The organism is Pontibacter brevis (assembly GCF_054779655.1).
In genome coordinates, this window is sequence record NZ_BAAGXV010000090.1 from 65968 (window position 1) to 82520 (window position 16553).

The 16553-nt window shown below is 49.7% G+C and carries 12 protein-coding genes; 6 read left to right on the plus strand and 6 right to left on the minus strand.

Translation table 11 applies throughout. The features are described 5' to 3' along the window. Window positions 1–132: 132 nt before the first annotated feature. Window positions 133–2982: a DNA polymerase I gene (polA, locus tag ACYVB1_RS21160; protein WP_460925812.1), complete on the minus strand. Its 2850-nt coding sequence runs from the start codon at window positions 2980–2982 to the stop codon at window positions 133–135. 319 nt (window positions 2983–3301) lie between these two features. Here polA and ACYVB1_RS21165 point away from each other — a divergent pair, with 319 nt between their 5' ends. Together ACYVB1_RS21165 and ACYVB1_RS21170 are read left to right on the plus strand one after the other, a co-directional pair. Beyond that, a complete protein-coding gene (locus ACYVB1_RS21165) occupies window positions 3302–3658 on the plus strand; it encodes a hypothetical protein (RefSeq protein ID WP_460925813.1) in 357 nt (118 codons plus the stop codon). Between the two features lie 403 nt (window positions 3659–4061). Next, the gene (locus tag ACYVB1_RS21170) at window positions 4062–5441 is read left to right on the plus strand and encodes a sigma-54-dependent transcriptional regulator (protein WP_460925814.1); all 1380 of its coding nucleotides are present in this window, start codon (window positions 4062–4064) and stop codon (window positions 5439–5441) included. On the opposite strand, the gene ACYVB1_RS21175 is transcribed toward ACYVB1_RS21170, so the two are convergent. Continuing rightward, window positions 5442–8051 carry an ATP-binding protein gene (locus ACYVB1_RS21175; protein WP_460925815.1) on the minus strand — a complete coding sequence of 870 codons (2610 nt, stop codon included), beginning with the start codon at window positions 8049–8051 and terminating at the stop codon, window positions 5442–5444. A gap of 242 nt (window positions 8052–8293) precedes the next feature. Here ACYVB1_RS21175 and ACYVB1_RS21180 point away from each other — a divergent pair, with 242 nt between their 5' ends. Then, a complete protein-coding gene (locus ACYVB1_RS21180) occupies window positions 8294–8899 on the plus strand; it encodes a hypothetical protein (protein WP_460925816.1) in 606 nt (201 codons plus the stop codon). Between the two features lie 76 nt (window positions 8900–8975). Here ACYVB1_RS21180 and ACYVB1_RS21185 read toward each other — a convergent pair whose 3' ends face one another. From ACYVB1_RS21185 to ACYVB1_RS21195, 3 genes are all read right to left on the minus strand, one after another. Then, window positions 8976–9755 (minus strand): TPM domain-containing protein, encoded by a 780-nt coding sequence (locus tag ACYVB1_RS21185; RefSeq protein ID WP_460925817.1) that lies wholly within the window; start codon window positions 9753–9755, stop codon window positions 8976–8978. Window positions 9756–9763: 8 nt separating this feature from the next. Continuing rightward, complete coding sequence (locus ACYVB1_RS21190; protein WP_460925819.1) at window positions 9764–10201, minus strand: TPM domain-containing protein; 438 nt, start codon at window positions 10199–10201, stop codon at window positions 9764–9766. Between the two features lie 69 nt (window positions 10202–10270). Further along, window positions 10271–10849 carry a LemA family protein gene (locus ACYVB1_RS21195; protein WP_460925820.1) on the minus strand — a complete coding sequence of 193 codons (579 nt, stop codon included), beginning with the start codon at window positions 10847–10849 and terminating at the stop codon, window positions 10271–10273. A gap of 335 nt (window positions 10850–11184) precedes the next feature. Here ACYVB1_RS21195 and ACYVB1_RS21200 point away from each other — a divergent pair, with 335 nt between their 5' ends. Both ACYVB1_RS21200 and ACYVB1_RS21205 read left to right on the plus strand, forming a co-directional pair. Continuing rightward, window positions 11185–12186 (plus strand): sugar phosphate nucleotidyltransferase, encoded by a 1002-nt coding sequence (locus ACYVB1_RS21200; protein WP_460925821.1) that lies wholly within the window; start codon window positions 11185–11187, stop codon window positions 12184–12186. Between the two features lie 189 nt (window positions 12187–12375). Then, complete coding sequence (locus ACYVB1_RS21205) at window positions 12376–13338, plus strand: acyltransferase family protein (RefSeq protein WP_460926075.1); 963 nt, start codon at window positions 12376–12378, stop codon at window positions 13336–13338. A 92-nt stretch (window positions 13339–13430) separates the two neighbouring features. On the opposite strand, the gene ACYVB1_RS21210 is transcribed toward ACYVB1_RS21205, so the two are convergent. Then, window positions 13431–14087 carry a 2OG-Fe(II) oxygenase gene (locus ACYVB1_RS21210; protein WP_460925822.1) on the minus strand — a complete coding sequence of 219 codons (657 nt, stop codon included), beginning with the start codon at window positions 14085–14087 and terminating at the stop codon, window positions 13431–13433. A gap of 265 nt (window positions 14088–14352) precedes the next feature. On the opposite strand from ACYVB1_RS21210, the gene ACYVB1_RS21215 reads away from it, so the two are divergent. Continuing rightward, window positions 14353–16551, plus strand: a complete 2199-nt coding sequence (locus ACYVB1_RS21215; RefSeq protein ID WP_460925823.1) for a prolyl oligopeptidase family serine peptidase — start codon at window positions 14353–14355, stop codon at window positions 16549–16551. The last annotated feature ends 2 nt before the right edge of the window (window positions 16552–16553 follow it).

Here is a 16553-nt window from a genome sequence, read left to right on the forward strand (position 1 = left end):
GATGAACAGGATGTATGAGTTATATATAAAAATCTCAGAATGAGCAAGTTGCTTTAAAGTACAGCTACAGCCATTCTGTAAATTTATTTCATCCTGAAAATCCTGATGCAGACAATATATTTAATCCCGTCACTAATGCGCCTCCAGCCAGTTTTCGCCTACACCCAGGCCTACTTCCATCGGCACGCTCAATGGTAGTGCGTTTGTCATAAGCTCTACAATCTTTGGCGTTACAATCTCGACCTCCTCTTTCGGGGCATCAAACAGCAATTCGTCATGCACCTGCAGGATCATGCGTGTCTGCAGTTTCTCCTTCTTCAGGTAATCCTGAATATTAATCATCGCTATCTTGATGATGTCGGCGGCGGTTCCCTGTATGGGGGCGTTGATGGCATTGCGCTCGGCAAAGGCACGCACTGTCTGGTTCCGGGAATTGATATCGCGGAGGTAGCGGCGGCGACCCAGCAGTGTCTCAGCGTATTCCAGTTCGCGGGCTTTTTCGATGGTGCTGTCCATGTACTCCTTTATCGCCGGGAACTCCTGGAAATAGGCTTCAATGATATCCGCTGCTTCACGCCGCGGAATAATCAGGCGCTCAGCCAGCCCAAAGGCAGAGATGCCGTAGATGATACCAAAATTTACCATCTTGGCCTTGCGGCGCATTTCGTTATCTACCTGCTCCAGTGGCACGTGAAACACCTTGCTGGCGGTAGAGGCGTGCACATCAATGCCATTTTTAAAAGCTCCCTTCATGGTAGGATCGCCACTGAAGTCGGCCATAATGCGGAGCTCAATCTGGGAATAGTCCGCGGAGATGATCAAGTGCTTGTTATTGCGGGGCACAAAGGCTTTGCGTATTTCGCGCCCGCGCTCTGTCCGGATAGGAATGTTCTGCAGGTTCGGGTTGGTGGAGCTGAGGCGACCAGTAGCCGTTACTGCCTGGTTAAAGGACGTATGCACTCTTCCGTCCTGCTCACACACCAGCTGCGGCAGCGCATCCACGTAAGTAGACTTCAGCTTCGACAGCTCGCGGTGTTCCAGTATGAGGCGCACAATCTCATGCTCCCCAGCCATCTTCGACAAGATTTCCTCGCCGGTGGCATACTGGCCTGTTTTTGTTTTCTTGATCTTGCTTTTCCCGTGCAGCTCCAGCTTGTCGAACAGTATCTCGCCGAGCTGCTTTGGAGAGCCAATGTTGAAGTGCTCTCCTGCTATCTCAAAAATGCGTTTTTCTATACTGGTAATCTCGGACTCCAGCTGCATCGATATGTCTGCCAGCGCATCAGAATCTATACTAATGCCTTCCTTTTCGATATCGGCAATTACCTGCACCAGCGGTGTCTCTACATCCCGGAACAGCTTCATCAGGCCCTGCTCCTGCAGCAGTGGCTCAAAATAATGCTTCAGCTGCAGCGTCACGTCAGCATCCTCGCAGGCATAGTCCTTTATCTCCTCCGGCTCCAGGTCGGCCATCGTTTTCTGGTTCTTTCCTTTCGGACCAATCAGGTCGGTGATAGGCACCGGCGTATAGTGGAGGTAGGTTTCTGCCAGCACGTCCATGTTGTGGCGCATCTCGGGCTCCAGCAGGTAGTGGGCCAGCATGGTGTCGAAAATCGGCCCCTGCACCTCCACATCGTAGTTCTTCATCACCAGGATGTCGTACTTGATGTTCTGCCCAACCATAGCGATGTTTGGGTTCTCCAGCACCGGCTTAAACTCGGCCACTATGCGCTTTGCCTCCTCCTGGTCGTTGTGCGGCACAGGCACGTAATACGCTTCTCCGGCACGGTAGCAGAACGACATGCCCACAAGTCGGGCCGTGATGGCGTCTACACTTGTCGTCTCTGTATCGAAAGACACCTCGTCCTGCTTCAGCAGGTACTTGACCAGGCTCTGGCGCAGTTCCGGCGTGTTAATGAGGTGGTAGTCGTGCAGCGTGGTGTGGATGGTTTGCAGCGTGGCCGGCACCTGCTCTTCTGTTGCCACTGCGGTGTCTACTGCTGCAGCAGCGGCAGCCCCGAACAGCGAAGTCTGGTTCTGGTCTGCAGCTTTGCCTTTGCGTGCTGTTTTGGCAGCAGGTGCCGTTACAGCCGATGCGAGACTTTGCCCCAGTACGCGCTGAGCCAGTTGCCGGAACTCCAGTTCTGCAAACAGCTCTGTTATCTGCTCCTCGTTTGGGCCATCATAACGCAGCGCTTCCGGGTTAAACTCCAGCGGCACATCGCAGTGGATGGTAGCCAGTTCTTTTGACATCATCCCCTGTTCTGCAAAGTTCACCACGTTCTCTTTCTGCTTTCCCTTCAGCTCATCGGCGTTGGCAATGAGGTTTTCAACAGAGCCAAAGCGCTGAATGAGCGACTTTGCCGTTTTCTCGCCGATGCCCGGTATACCCGGAATGTTATCCACAGCGTCGCCCTGCAGGCCCAGTATATCTATTACCTGCTCCACCCGTTCAATCTCCCACTTGTCGAGCACCTTCTGCACATCCCACACTTCCACGGCATTGCCCAGGAAGGCAGGCTTGTACAGGAACACATGCTCCGTTACCAACTGGCAGTAGTCTTTGTCAGGCGTCATCATGTACACGTCAAAGCCCTCTTTCTCGGCTTTGCAGGACATAGTGCCAATTATATCGTCTGCTTCATACCCATCCAGTATCAGCACCGGAATATTAAAGGCCTCTATTATCTTTTTACAGTATGGAATAGCAATGGAAATATCTTCCGGCATCGCCTGCCGGTTGGCTTTGTACTCAGCAAAGCTGTCGTGTCGGAAGGTCTTGGCCGCGGAGTCGAAGGCAACTCCGATGTGGGTTGGCTGCTCTTTCCGCAGTACCTCTACCAGCGTATTGGTAAAGCCAAGGGCGGCGCCGGTGTTCATGCCCTTGGAGTTGATGCGCGGGTTTTTGCTGAAGGCAAAGTGCGCCCGGTATATCAGCGCCATCGCGTCTAACAGAAATAGTTTTTTTCGTGGTTCACTCATGGTATAAAGGTAAAGAATTTTCAGCAACCGAAGTGAAGCGACCAGCTACCGCTGCTGCTCTCTACTATAAGTAAGGAGGAGGGAAAATGTTTTTGCCTGTCCAGGCCCTGCGCACTGCCGCCGGCCATTCTGGGGTGGAATTCTATATTCTGTAGAATATTTCTACAGTTCTGCCCCTGCCTCATAAACTTCTGGGTTCAGCCCCGGAAGCATAATTCGCAGGCCTGCAACATGTTATAACATCTTTTTATTTCCTGGCACAGTTATCACATATGGGAATGGCAGAACAATACCACACTTACTTTAAAAACAGATTAAGATGAAAAAAGCAACCGTATTTGCAATTGCATTCGCAGCAATGGGAGTATTTTCTTTAGAAGCCAATGCCCAGTCTGATAACTCTCCATCCACACAGCAGCCACAGGCCACAGAGCAAACGCAGCAGGACCCAGGCAAGCAGCAGATTACTGCAGAAGAGTTGCCTGACGGCGTTAAGAAAGCCTTGAAAAACGATGCCCTGAAAGACTGGCAGGTGAGTGAGGTGTATAGAGTGGCACCAGTTGCACAGGATGCCGCTGCTAAGCCTACTTATGAGATTCTCTTCACAAACGCAGAGCAGAAGCGCGCCGTTGCCCGTTTCGACGAAGAAGGCAAAGCGGTAGCGGGCCAGGAATAACAAGGTATATACAACTCCCTGGCTTAACTCACCACAATAGGATAGAAACCCACAACCGTGGCGCTTTTTACCATGGAGTTCAGGTAACTTGTTTTGGAACCACACCGATACAGGATGTACAGCTCTTGAAAGAGATGTTGTAACACTATTAGAATAAACCCATTTTAGTGAGTTCAGCCTAAATCCAGGTGAAAGCCTCCGCATGAACGGAGGCTTTCCTTTTTTAAAGATCTTTATATATTATTTTAGCTACCAAAGAGCGTCTGGCATAGCACAAAAGCAAATCTTAACAACAGATAGCAATAAGTAAAAGCAAGAATAGAACAATCAGCTTAACTTTGTCGTTACTTAAGTGCCAAATTGCAGCTTTACAAAAACAGCTGCAAGACTGTTGTACATATCTATGCCAAAAATATTACTTATTGATGATGACCCGGCTTTTTGCCTCATGCTCAAGGCTTTCCTGAAAAGGCAGCAGTATGAGGTGGAAACTGCGTTCACGGCCAACGACGGACTACGTTTGCTCAGGTCTACATCTTTTAACCTAGTGCTGACAGACTTCAGGCTACCCGACAAAGACGGCCTGGAACTGCTGCCTCAAATAAAGATACTTGCCGAGAACGTTCCCGTTATCCTGATGACGCACTATGCTGATATCCGGACGGCTGTCAGGGCCATAAAGATGGGGGCTTTTGAATATATTACAAAACCCATCAACCCTGACGAAACGCTGCTGGTTATACAGAATGCCCTGCATAAAAAAGCGGAAGCCCATGCTGAAACAGAGCCTGCTACAGTGGCAGGCAGCCAGCAGTTTGTACAGGGAAAAAGTCCTCAGGCAGCCCAGATAGAAGAGTTCATTTCTCTGGTTGCTCCTACTGTTTTGTCGGTGATAATAGAAGGTGAAAGTGGCACCGGCAAGGAATACGTAGCCCGCATGATTCATGCGCGCAGCAAGCGGCAGCACATGCCTTTTGTGGCCATTGACTGCGGCGCACTGTCTAAAGAGCTAGCAGGAAGCGAGTTGTTCGGCTATGTAAAGGGAGCCTTTACAGGAGCCATGAAGGATACGCAGGGGCAGTTTGAAGCAGCCGAAGGCGGCACCATTTTTCTTGATGAGATTGGCAACCTGCCGTATGAGATACAGGTAAAGCTGCTGCGTGCCCTGCAGGAGCGCAAAGTCCGCAAAATTGGCAGCACAACCGACCTGGATGTGGACGTGCGGGTATTGGCCGCCACAAACGAGGATTTGCAGCAAGCTGTAGCGAACGGGCAGTTCCGGGAAGACTTGTACCACCGCCTGAACGAGTTTAAAATTAATGTACCGCCACTGCGCGAGCGGGATGGGGACGTACTCTTATTTGCAAACTACTTTATACAGCAGGCAAACCAGGAGATGGAGAAAAATGTGGCTGGCCTCGACACAGCAGCGGCAGAAGCTTTTGAGGCCTACAGCTGGCCGGGCAACCTGCGCGAACTGAAAAATGTAGTGAAGCGGGCTGTGCTGCTGGCAAAAGGGCAGATCATAACTTTACAGGAGCTGCCTGCTGAGATTCTGAGCGAAACGCCTGCAGCCGAAGCCCCTGCACCGGCTGTGCAGGAGAGCACACCTACAGTTGCCCCTGAAACAGACCTGAAAAGCATAAATGAGCGCAACGAAAAGGAAATGATCCTGCAGATGCTGGAGCGGGTAAAATACAACAAGTCCAAAGCCGCGCGCTTACTGAACATCGACCGCAAGACACTCTATAACAAGCTGAAACTATATAATATAGATGCTTAGTTAAACAGGCTGCGGTGTATCAACCTGAAGACTTTCAGCCTCCAGCTGCAGTGCTACTAACACCAGAGGTACATGCTGTTGTACCTTCGCCACTGTTCCCTGTAAACTACTGCTGTCCTTTGTGCCGGTATGTAATACCTGCTCTAGTTTCAGCAGGTCTGCTGTTACGGTATGTGCCTTCAGGTGTTTAAAGGCAGTCAGCATTTTATGGGCTACATTGGCTGCTTTTTCCCACTGCTCCCCGGCAGCGGCGGCAGTTAAATCCTCCAGATTCTGCCGCTGATCTGCCAGCAACACCTCCAGTACAGCGGCCAGGGTTTCGTTGTCGGGTCCGGTAAACTGGCGCATCTCACTCAAATCGTACAACTGGCCAACAGGCTGCTGCGGCACAGCTTCCTCCGTAAGCACCGGCGCCGGAACCTCGGGCGGCAGTGGCAGGGCCTTGCTCAGCTTCTGATGCAACTCCTGTTCTGTAAATGGCTTCAGAAGATGCCCTGTGATAGCTGAATTATCAAAGAAGCCCTCATCATTGCTCAGGATGTTAGCGGTAAGCGCTAAAATAGGCACTTCCTTATCATGCTTGCGAATGTTACGGGCTACTGTTTTCCCGCTCACACCCGGCAGTTGAATATCCGTCAGCACCACATTAAACTTATGCTGGAGCACCTGCTCCATGGCCTCCTGCCCATCATTTGCCAGGTGCACCTGCATGCCCCATCTGTTTAAGATGAGTTCACACAATTTGCGGCTATAGGCATCATCATCAATCACGAGCGCCCTGAGCCCCTGGAAGGTGGCAGGCTGTGCCACAACACTGGCAGGAGCCACAGGCAAGGCAACTTTGCTCACCTGCAGTGGCAGCACTAAAGTAAAAGTTGTGCCTTTACCGCTCGTGCTGTGTACTGAAAGTGTACCACCCAGCATGTCGACCAGCTTCTTGCTGATGGAAAGCCCCAGCCCTGTGCCACCATACTTGCGCAGGATGGAGCTGTCAGCCTGGTTAAACTCTCCAAACACATGCTGTATCCGTTCCTCCGCAATACCTATACCTGTATCAGCCACTGCCAGGCTTAGCACCACCCGGGTGCGGCGCATGCTCTTGAGCCTTGTACTTACAACCACCTGCCCATGATGTGTGAACTTGATGGCATTGTCCACAAGATTGAAAAGCACCTGCTTCAGGCGCAGGGCATCGCCCTGCAGGGTGTCTGGTATTGTCTCATCAGTACTGAACAGAAAATGCACCCTCTTGCCGGAAGCCTTCAGGGCAAATGCCTGCTCTACCTCCTTTAAAAGTTGCTTCAGGCTGAACACCGTGTGGTTAATGTGCAGTTTTCCTGCCTCAATTTTAGACAGGTCCAGCACATCGTTTACAATATGCAGCAGGTGCTCTCCCGCCCCGTTCACAGCCTGCAGGTGTTCCTCCTGCTGTGGCAGCAGTGGCGTGTGGCGCAGTTGCTGCGAAAAGCCCAGTATAACATTGAGCGGCGTACGCATCTCGTGGCTCATATTCGCAACAAAAGCTTCTTTTGCCCGGGCAAGCTGCAAAGCTTCTTTCTGCGCTTTAATTAGTTTGGTTTTATAGTTGTTGCTGCGCGTGAGGTCGCGGAGAATGAGGACGATAAAGGCAACACCAGCCACAAGACCAAAAATACCTATCAGCAACAGCACCATAGAGGTCTGTTTAGCCACTGCTCTGGCCTGCCGCGAGTTCTGCAGCATCCGCTCCTGCTCATTGTGCTCCAGCTTGTACATCATGCTGCGCACCTGGTCCATGATATGCTTGTCCTGTTGCAGCAACGCCAGCTCTTTTGCCTGCAGCAGCTCCCTTTTTTGATCCGACTCCCGCTGCACGTTGTGCAGGATACGACGCACCTTGGCCAGTGGCGCTACCGGTGTGGCGGTGGCGTTGGTATCTATCTTTATCTCCTGGGTAACGTTAAGCTGCGGCACAATTACTTTTGGCGGCGGCGCTGGCTTGGGCTCCTCTTTCTCTTTTTTAGAGAATATCTTGTTCAGGAAACCGCGCTTCTCTTCCTTCGGCTCTTCTTCATCTGGCTGAACCGGAAGAGTTACTTCCTCTATATTGGAAAGCCTGTCGGATATGGTGGTGGTGGTATGTTGTTTGATGGTAGTGGCGAGCGGTTGTTCCTCTACAGTGGAGGCTATCTGCCGCATCGCTTTTACAGAGTAGTCGAGGCTTTGCTGTTCTTTTTTCAGGGCAACATACCGCTCCAGGCTTTCCCGTTTTGCCTCTAACAGGGAAGCAATGGAATCTACCTGCGCCAGTTCTTCCGGGTTGTGCCGCATCAGATAGTGCAGCGAGTCAATCTGGCTCCGGATTGTGTCGAGGTGGCTGAGGTAAGCTTTAAAATGCTCCTCTTTAGTTGTTAAGGTGTAGGCCCTGATGGAGCTTTCTGCTGTGGAGATAGTAGCCAGCGTATACTGCATCTCCGCCAGCTTATTGTTTGGCCTGGAAAGCACCTCCACGGAGTTAAGTAATTTTGTAAAGCTGGTATAGGTAAGGTTAATGGCAGCAAGCACAATGCTCAAAGCCAAGCCAAAGCCTAATATTACCTTTGTTTTGGTGCTATCCCTGAATACTTTCATACTTCTTTCTTCTGCCTCTAAAAGAAGCCCCGAGGCCACTAAGTTCCTATAACGGCAAAAAAGGAAAAAATTATTTATAAACCCTATCAATTATGCTTTGAGCTATAATTAATCAGCGATTTTTTTAACTCTTATAAAACAAAAACACAAATAGCAATTAATTAATATATCTAAATGCAACAGTGTTCGTAAAAGTGCAGCGGCGGTAGAAATGGTTGATCCGCGTAAAACTTCTTTCATTTATGACAAGATTACTTAAAGCTTTGCTCTTATTGCCAGCCTACCTGCTGTGCACCGCAGTACTCGCCCAAGACCTTATTTTAACGAAAAGCGGTGGCGAAATTATAGGCAAAGTAGTGCATATAGGCGCTGATACAGTTGTATACCGCTTTTTTAACGATACCAGTGGGCCAGTTTACACGTTGCCCCGGCAGGAGGTAGCGCATGTAAAGCGAATGAATGCTTCTAACCCTACAAGCGCCCCTGAAGTCAGTTTTGAGCAGGAAGCGCTTGACTTACAAGAAAGGCAAGAGCTTATACTGCAGGCAAGGCTGGATGCAAAAGCGTATTATAAAGGGAAGGGCGTTTTCTGGACCACGATGGGCTCTACTATATTCAACCCCTTGGCTGGCTTTGCCACAGGCACGGTTATTTCTACAGTGCGGCCCAATGTGGAATCCGGCTATAATCCAAACCGCCACCTGCTGAAAGATCCTGTTTACCGGAACTCATATGAAGAGCAGGCCCACCGGCGCAAAATAGGCAAAGTGGCAGGTGGCTTTGGTGCGGGGGTAGCCGTTGTTAGTATACTATATGTAATGGTGTCGAACGCAAGAGGGCTCTACTAAAACAAATAAGTAGCAACAGCCGTTTTCTGCTTCTATTCTTGCCTCCCACTTCAAGCAGCTCAGTTTACTTCTTAAGTTACCAGCTGCTGCTGGCACCGCCACCGCCAAAGGAGCCACCTCCGAAGCCGCCGAAGCCGCCACCACCGCCTCCTCCGCCAAACATGCCACCACCAGAGCGGAAGGTACCAAAGCCGCCAGGCACAATAATCGGGCCGCCAAAGGTACGGGAGTATCTTCTCCCGCCGCCACGGCCGCCACGCCCGCCTCCCATTCTGGAAAGAATGAAGACAACGATAATGACAAGGATAATGATAAAGCCGAGCGATGGACCGCCTTCCTGCTCACCGCGGTTAGCCGTAGGGTCTCCCTGGTAAGCCCCGCTGGCCAGCCCGATGATAAGACTCGTTGCTTCGTCAAGCCCTTTATAATATGCCCCTTGCTGGAAATTGGGCTTTAAGGTACGCTCTGTGATGCGCTTGGCAATAGCATCCGGCACATATTCCTCCATCCCGTACCCGGTCTGAATTGCCACCTTACGCTCATTTTTGGCCACCAGTATCACCAGACCATTGTCGTTCTGGCCGGTGCCTACACCCCAGCGCTCGCCTAATTCAGCAGCGTATTGGTTAGCATCGTAGCCCCCGATGGATGCAAGGGTAACGATGGCGATTTGGGTGGAGGTGGTGTCGTTGTAGTTCACCAGTTTCCGTTCCAGGGCCTGCTCTTCTTCGGCACTCAGCATGTCTGCCATGTCATTCACCAGGCGGGGTGGGCTAGGACGTGGAGGGAAATCACTGTTTTGAGCAAAGGCGGCAAAGCTCAGTAAAACAAAGAATAGGAGTAAGGTGTGCTTCATAAGTATGGTTAGTCTCCGAACGAGACATCGTCGCTCAGTTCGTTGATGTCGCCCTTAGTTTCGTAAGGGAAGTGCGCTTTCAGTTGCTGGCCAGCCATCAGAATACCTTTTGCCAGCCCCTCCGCATATTCTTTTTGTTTAAAGTGCCTGATAACCTCAGCAGTGATGTCTTCCCAGAAATGATCCGGTACAATGGCATTGATACCGGCATCGCCCAGAACGGCAAACTGATGGTCTTCGAGGGCCACATAAAACAGCACCCCGTTTCGTTGCTTTGTCAGGTGCATGTGCAGCTCGGCAAAAACTTCTGTAGCCCGATCCAGCACATCGCCTTCGCAGTTACTTTCTACATGCACCCGTATCTCTCCCGAGGTGTTGCTTTCGGCTTCCTGTATGGCAGCTATTATCTTTTTCTCGTCAGCTGGGGTTATAGTGTCTCTTGGCATAGGTCAGAATTTTGATAGCTTGATTGCCAGTGATTGGGCGTGTTAGAACCATCACTGGCAACCAACAATTTAAAACTGTACAGTAGGAGCTCGCTGGGCGCCAGGGTCTGCTTCAAAGTGTCCTTTTCTCTCAAAGCCAAACATGCCAGCCATCAGGTTGTTCGGGAAAGAGCGGACGGTGGTGTTATAATCCTGTACGGCCTCATTAAACTTGCGCCGCTCCACCGAGATGCGGTTTTCAGTGCCTTCCAGCTGTGCCTGCAGCTCCAGGAAGTTCTGATTAGCCCGCAGTTCCGGATAACGCTCTACAGACACCAGCAGCCTGCTGAGCGCCCCGCTCAACTCGCCCTGTGCCTGCTGAAAGCGCTGTATGTTTTCCGGTGTCAGGTTATCCGGGCTGATGTTCACGCTGGTGGCCTTGGCACGGGCTTCAATCACATCCGTCAGTGTGCCTCTTTCAAAGTCAGCGGCTCCTTTCACAGTGTTTACAAGGTTAGGCACAAGGTCGGCGCGGCGCTGGTATGCATTCTGCACGTTTGCCCATTGCGCCTCTACCGTCTCGTCTTTCTGCACCATGGTGTTATAACCACAGGAAGATTGGGAGGCGAGTATTACAAATCCGATCAGGTAAAAAAACAGTTTTTTCATAAGTGGGTGTTAGTAAGCTTTTATATACGTTACGTGTAGCCATTGCAGGCGATATGAGTACGAATTTACGAAAGCTGTGTTAAGCAGGGCAGTAAAACATGAAGAAAATAACATATAACCTTTTACGGATAAACCTGCTGTTCCACCCGTATTGGCAACTGCCAGAGGGGGGATGAAACTGTGCGGGAATAACAGGGGTGTTGGCTTCTTACCTGCACCTTACTCCGCAATGTACCTTATGTAAGCTTTAATCTTAAAAAATCAGGGAACCCGATGTAACTGCACCCGTTGAAATGACAGGTATATTTTAATATATTGCAGGAAACGTATTCTATATGAAAGCAATTATCCCGGTAGCAGGCGTAGGCTCAAGACTCAGACCACACACGCACACCCAGCCAAAATCGCTGGTGCCTGTGGCGGATAATACCATCCTGGGGCACATTATAGAGAAACTCCTGGAGGCGGGCATACAGGACTTTGTTTTCGTGATTGGCTACTTAGGTGAGAAAGTAGAACACTACGTGCGCCGCAAGTATCCGCAGATATATGTGGAGTTTGTGGTACAGGAGCCGCGGGAGGGGCTGGGCCATGCCCTGTGGGTTGCCCGCCACACCTATGCGCAGGAAGAGAGCGTGCTGATAATACTGGGCGATGCCATTGTAGACGTCGATCTGCAGGCCATCATAAAGGCACCATATTCTGTTTTAGGAGTAAAAAAAGTTGCCAAGCCCTCTCTGTTCGGTGTGACAGAGGTGGGAACAGATGAGTTTATCACCAAACTGGTAGAAAAGCCTAAAATCCCGAAGTCCAATTTTGCCCTGGTCGGGCTTTATAAAATTGTGCAGCCGCAGAAACTGGTAGATTCACTGGAGTACATCATTAAAGAAGATATCCGCACACAGGAAGAGTACCAGCTCACAGATGCGCTGATGCACATGGTGAAGAAGGGGGAGAAAATGGTGACGTGGAGCGTAGACCACTGGTTTGACTGTGGCCGCAAAGAAACCTTGCTGGAGGCAAACGCCACCTTACTGAACCGCCAGAAATTCCGCCACCAGAACCTCAGCGAGAACTATCCGAGTTGTATTATCATTCCGCCTGTCAGCATCGGCAGCGATTGCGCCATTTATAATTCCATTATCGGGCCCAACGTGGCCATCGGCGACAATGCGACCATTGAAAACTGCATCCTAAGCAACTCTATTATCGGCTCTTTTTCTGAGCTGCGCTTTGCCGTGATGCAGGATTCCATCATCGGCAGCGATGCCTCTTTCAAAGGCTTCAGCCACAGCCTTAACATCGGCGACAGTACCGAGATTAATTTTGGGCAATGATTATGGTTGACTATAACCTCCCGAATATTGTTATATACAAATGATTAAGCCCCTCACGTCGCTTCGATTTTTCTTTGCTATTGTAGTTTTTATTAGCCATTCAGCTTTTATATTACGAAGCTATCCATCCTTGAACTGGCCCGTTGAACAAACATTTGTAGACGGAAGAGCTGGAGTAAGCTTTTTTTTATTCTTAGTGGATTTATTTTAGCAAAAGCTTACAGTGGCAGCCTGCTTTCGGGAGCTATTTCGTGGAAAGAATTTTTGATCAAGCGAATTACCAGAATTTATCCGCTCCACCTCATTACGCTTTTGCTGTACTTACCTTACTACTTTTATAGTATGAGTTCGAATGGGGAGGAGGTTATCGTTGGGACTTTCTTAAAGAACCTCTCCATAAATATACTGTTGCTACAGAGCTTTTACCCACAAATAGAGACTTACTTTAATGCTCCTGCTTGGAGTATTTCAGCTGTAATGTTCTTTTATGTTATGTTCCCGTTACTGGCACATATTGTCTCTTCATCAAGAAAGCTTTATTTTGGAGGATTAACATTATTGTGTGCTGGTCTGTTTGTGGGCCTGGCATCTGCAGATGCAATAACCCTTAGCCACTACACCTTTTATACAAACCCGTTCACGAGGCTACTGGACTTTGCAATTGGTATAGCTTTATATGCCATTCTAAAAGATCTAAAGCTTAAAGTAACAACTCCTGTTGGCACTCTCTTAGAATGCTGTACGATAGGTGTATTTGTTACTTTCTTAGTTCTACACCATAAGGTGGCTAATGTGTATTGTTACTCAGTGTATTACTGGCCTCCAGCAGTATTGGTCATTTCGGTAATTTATTTTCAGAAAGGACTGGTAAGTAATATTCTTACAAGCAAATCAGCCGTCTTCTTAGGCAATATTAGTTTTGGCTTTTATCTATTTCATTGGATGTTGATTCGGTACATATCAGGAGCTAACCATCAACTCAATATTACTGACAATGCACTTTTGCTGGTCTCTTTTATTTTCTTGATTACGCTATTATGCAGCAGCATCAGTTATTTATACTTTGAGAAGCCAATAGTCAGAAGAGTAAATAGCTGGCTGGAACACCGATTTACTCTTGAAAGCAAGAGCGTTATTTACAACAATAAGTAACACATTTCCTGCAAGCACATAATCATTAAAAAGCCTCACCACCTAAGAGATTAAAAAAGAATAACCTTTGTTGGTACACTGCAGGAGCTTTCCTACAAGAAAGTCAGCTCCTTCAACTGGTCCAGCATCCAGCCGGTGAGGCTGTAGCGGTGGCGGGTGGCTACCAGTACCTCATGCGGAATAAGGTCGGCTCGGAAGCAGGCCAGACGGCCGGCTATCGGCAGAATATCGACTTCTTCCTCTTCCCCGTTCTCCTTTGGCAGGTACAGGCGCAGGTTACCGCCATGCTCCGGTAGCCAGTCTTCGTTCAGGTAGCAGATAAAAGACAGCTTCCGGTGATCGTTGGTCTTAAACTGGTCAATGTGGCGCTGGTATACGGTGCCCGGAGGATATACCGTAAAATGAAACTCATAATCTTTCAGGCCAAGGTAGCAGGTGCGGTTAATGTAGCGCATCACTTCATCCATGCGGTCCAGGAACACCTGTGTAGGAGGCAGCGCATTTTGTGGTTCAATCCAGCGGATATAATCGCCGCGCACCTCTTTGTCTACCTGAAACTGGTCCGAGGCCCCGATACCCGCTTTCTTAAACGTGCCCTGCTCCTGGTGATGTGTCAGCACCTCCAGCAGGTTTCGCACCTCCTGCGCCTCCAAGAAATTATCTACAATGGCATAGCCCTTCTCCGACAGCCTGTCGGCTATCTGCTCAAACTTCTGAAGCAGTTTTTCGTTTTCCAGCTCTTCAATCATATGCTTTCGTGCCTTGTTATGTGTCTGTTATACTTGCCCTGGTGCATTTTGGCTACCGCCTGCGCAAAAAAGCTGGCAAAAGTAACGACTATAAACATAGCTTGTACTAACCTAGGACTAGAAAGATTGCTGCTAAACCCTTGGCTTGCAGATGCCCGGAACAACAGCTGCACGACGTGCTGTTACAGGTAAGTCCATCAAAAAATGCGTATATTGCCCGATTCACTTTAACTATACCTTAAACAAATTAACAGGCGTAGCCTTTATGAAGAAAACAACAGTATTGTTGCTGGCTGGCGGCTTCACGGCCGTCTCGGCATGTAAGTCAACGCAAACCGATACAACCGCTACTGGCATGACATCAGAAAACACCACCACGGCCGCTGCTACCACCGCTTCGGCTGCTACAGCATTAGATTACCCTGACACCAAAAAAGTTGACCACGCCGACGATTACTTCGGAACTAAGGTAGCAGACCCTTACCGCTGGCTGGAGACGCACAACGAGGAGGTAGATGAGTGGATAGAAAAACAGAACGAGGTAACGCAGGAGTACCTGGGGGATATTACTTTCCGGGACAAGATAAAGTCCCGCCTGACGGAGATCTGGAACTACCCGAAGTATGGTGCTCCTTTCAAGGAAAACGGCAAGTACTACTTCTATAAAAACAACGGCCTGCAAAACCAAAGTGTGCTGTATGTGCAGGAAACACTGGAGGCAGAACCAAGAGTATTCTTCGACCCGAACAAGCTTTCAGAAGACGGCACAGTGGCGCTTACGGCGCTGGCTTTTTCTGAGGATGGCCGCTATGTAGCCTACGGCACCTCCAGCGGCGGATCAGACTGGAACACCTACCATGTAATGGAGGCTGCCACCGGTAAGAAGCTGGACGACCAGCTAGATTGGGTGAAGTTCTCCGGACCGAGTTGGTATAAAGACGGCTTTTTCTACAGTCGTTACGATGCCCCGACAGAAGGCAACAAGCTGGCGAATAAGAACGAGTACCATAAAGTATACTACCACAAGGTAGGCACGCCACAGAGCCAGGACCAGCTGATTTACGAAGACAAGCAGCATGCGCTGCGCAACTTCTACGGGCAGACCACTGATGATGAGCGCTTCCTTATACTGAACGTATCAGAAGGGGCCAGCGGTGCCAATGCGTTATATTATAAAGACCTGACGAACCCGAAGTCAAGTATCAAGCCTATTGTGGAGAACTTCGAGTCGGAGTACAATGTGGTAGACAACATGGGCGATAAGCTGCTGGTGATGACGAACAAGAACGCCCCGCGCTACCGCCTCGTGCTCATCGACCCAAAAAAGCCACAGGAGCAAAACTGGAAAACAGTAGTACCCGAAAACGAGAACGTAATTACGGGTGTGTCTATGGTAGGAGGCCGCGTTATTGTGACTTACATGAAAGACGCAACCAGCCAGGTGGTGGTATATGACAACACTGGAAAGAAGGTGAACGACGTGGAGCTGCCGGGTATCGGAACTGTAGGTGGTTTCAACGGCGAGAAAGAGGATACAGAAGTGTTCTTCACCTTCACCTCCTTCACTTCTCCACCCACCATTTACCGCTATGATGTGCTGGCCAACAAGGTAACGCTCTTCCGCAAAACCGAAGTGAACGTGAACACCGACGCCTACGAAACAAAGCAGGTATTCTATACTTCTAAGGACGGGACTAAAGTGCCAATGTTTATTGTGCACAAGAAAGGACTGGAACTGAATGGCCAGAACCCGACCTACCTGTATGCTTATGGCGGCTTCAACGTCTCTATGACCCCGGGCTTTAGCATTGCTAACATGCTGTGGCTGGAGAACGGTGGCGTTTACGCCATGCCGAACCTGCGCGGTGGCGGTGAATATGGCGAGGCCTGGCACAAAGCGGGCATGACGCCGAACAAGCAAAACGTATTCAATGACTTTATCGCGGCTGCAGAATACCTGATTGACCAGGGCTATACTTCCTCCGAAAGGCTTGCAGTAGCAGGTGGCTCAAATGGAGGTTTGCTGGTAGGCGCCTTTATGACGCAGCGCCCGGAACTGGCCAAAGTGGCCATACCTGCCGTGGGTGTGATGGACATGCTGCGCTTCCATAAGTTCACGATAGGCTGGGCATGGGTACCGGAGTACGGCTCTTCTGACGATGCGGCTCAGTTCCAGAACCTATACGCGTTCTCGCCGCTGCACAATATCAAGGAAGGCGTAAAATACCCGGCTACACTGGTAAAAACCGCCGATCATGATGATCGTGTAGTACCTGCACACTCCTTTAAGTTTATCTCTGAGCTACAGGCAAAAGGTGCACCAGGCAACCCTTACCTGATTCGCGTGGATGTACGTGCAGGCCATGGTGCAGGCAAGCCAACGTCGCTGGTTATTCAGGAGTACGCCGACACCTATGCCTTTATCTACAAAAACATGGGTATTGATCCGTATGAGGTTCAGTAGCC

Bases quoted from the DNA above. Each gene is read 5' to 3' on its own strand.
- polA (WP_460925812.1), bottom strand. From the start codon at position 2,982: ATGAGTGAACCACGAAAAAAACTATTTCTGTTAGACGCGATGGCGCTG.
- ACYVB1_RS21165 (WP_460925813.1), top strand. From the start codon at position 3,302: ATGAAAAAAGCAACCGTATTTGCAATTGCATTCGCAGCAATGGGAGTA.
- ACYVB1_RS21170 (WP_460925814.1), top strand. From the start codon at position 4,062: ATGCCAAAAATATTACTTATTGATGATGACCCGGCTTTTTGCCTCATG.
- ACYVB1_RS21175 (WP_460925815.1), bottom strand. From the start codon at position 8,051: ATGAAAGTATTCAGGGATAGCACCAAAACAAAGGTAATATTAGGCTTT.
- ACYVB1_RS21180 (WP_460925816.1), top strand. From the start codon at position 8,294: ATGACAAGATTACTTAAAGCTTTGCTCTTATTGCCAGCCTACCTGCTG.
- ACYVB1_RS21185 (WP_460925817.1), bottom strand. From the start codon at position 9,755: ATGAAGCACACCTTACTCCTATTCTTTGTTTTACTGAGCTTTGCCGCC.
- ACYVB1_RS21190 (WP_460925819.1), bottom strand. From the start codon at position 10,201: ATGCCAAGAGACACTATAACCCCAGCTGACGAGAAAAAGATAATAGCT.
- ACYVB1_RS21195 (WP_460925820.1), bottom strand. From the start codon at position 10,849: ATGAAAAAACTGTTTTTTTACCTGATCGGATTTGTAATACTCGCCTCC.
- ACYVB1_RS21200 (WP_460925821.1), top strand. From the start codon at position 11,185: ATGAAAGCAATTATCCCGGTAGCAGGCGTAGGCTCAAGACTCAGACCA.
- ACYVB1_RS21210 (WP_460925822.1), bottom strand. From the start codon at position 14,087: ATGATTGAAGAGCTGGAAAACGAAAAACTGCTTCAGAAGTTTGAGCAG.
- ACYVB1_RS21215 (WP_460925823.1), top strand. From the start codon at position 14,353: ATGAAGAAAACAACAGTATTGTTGCTGGCTGGCGGCTTCACGGCCGTC.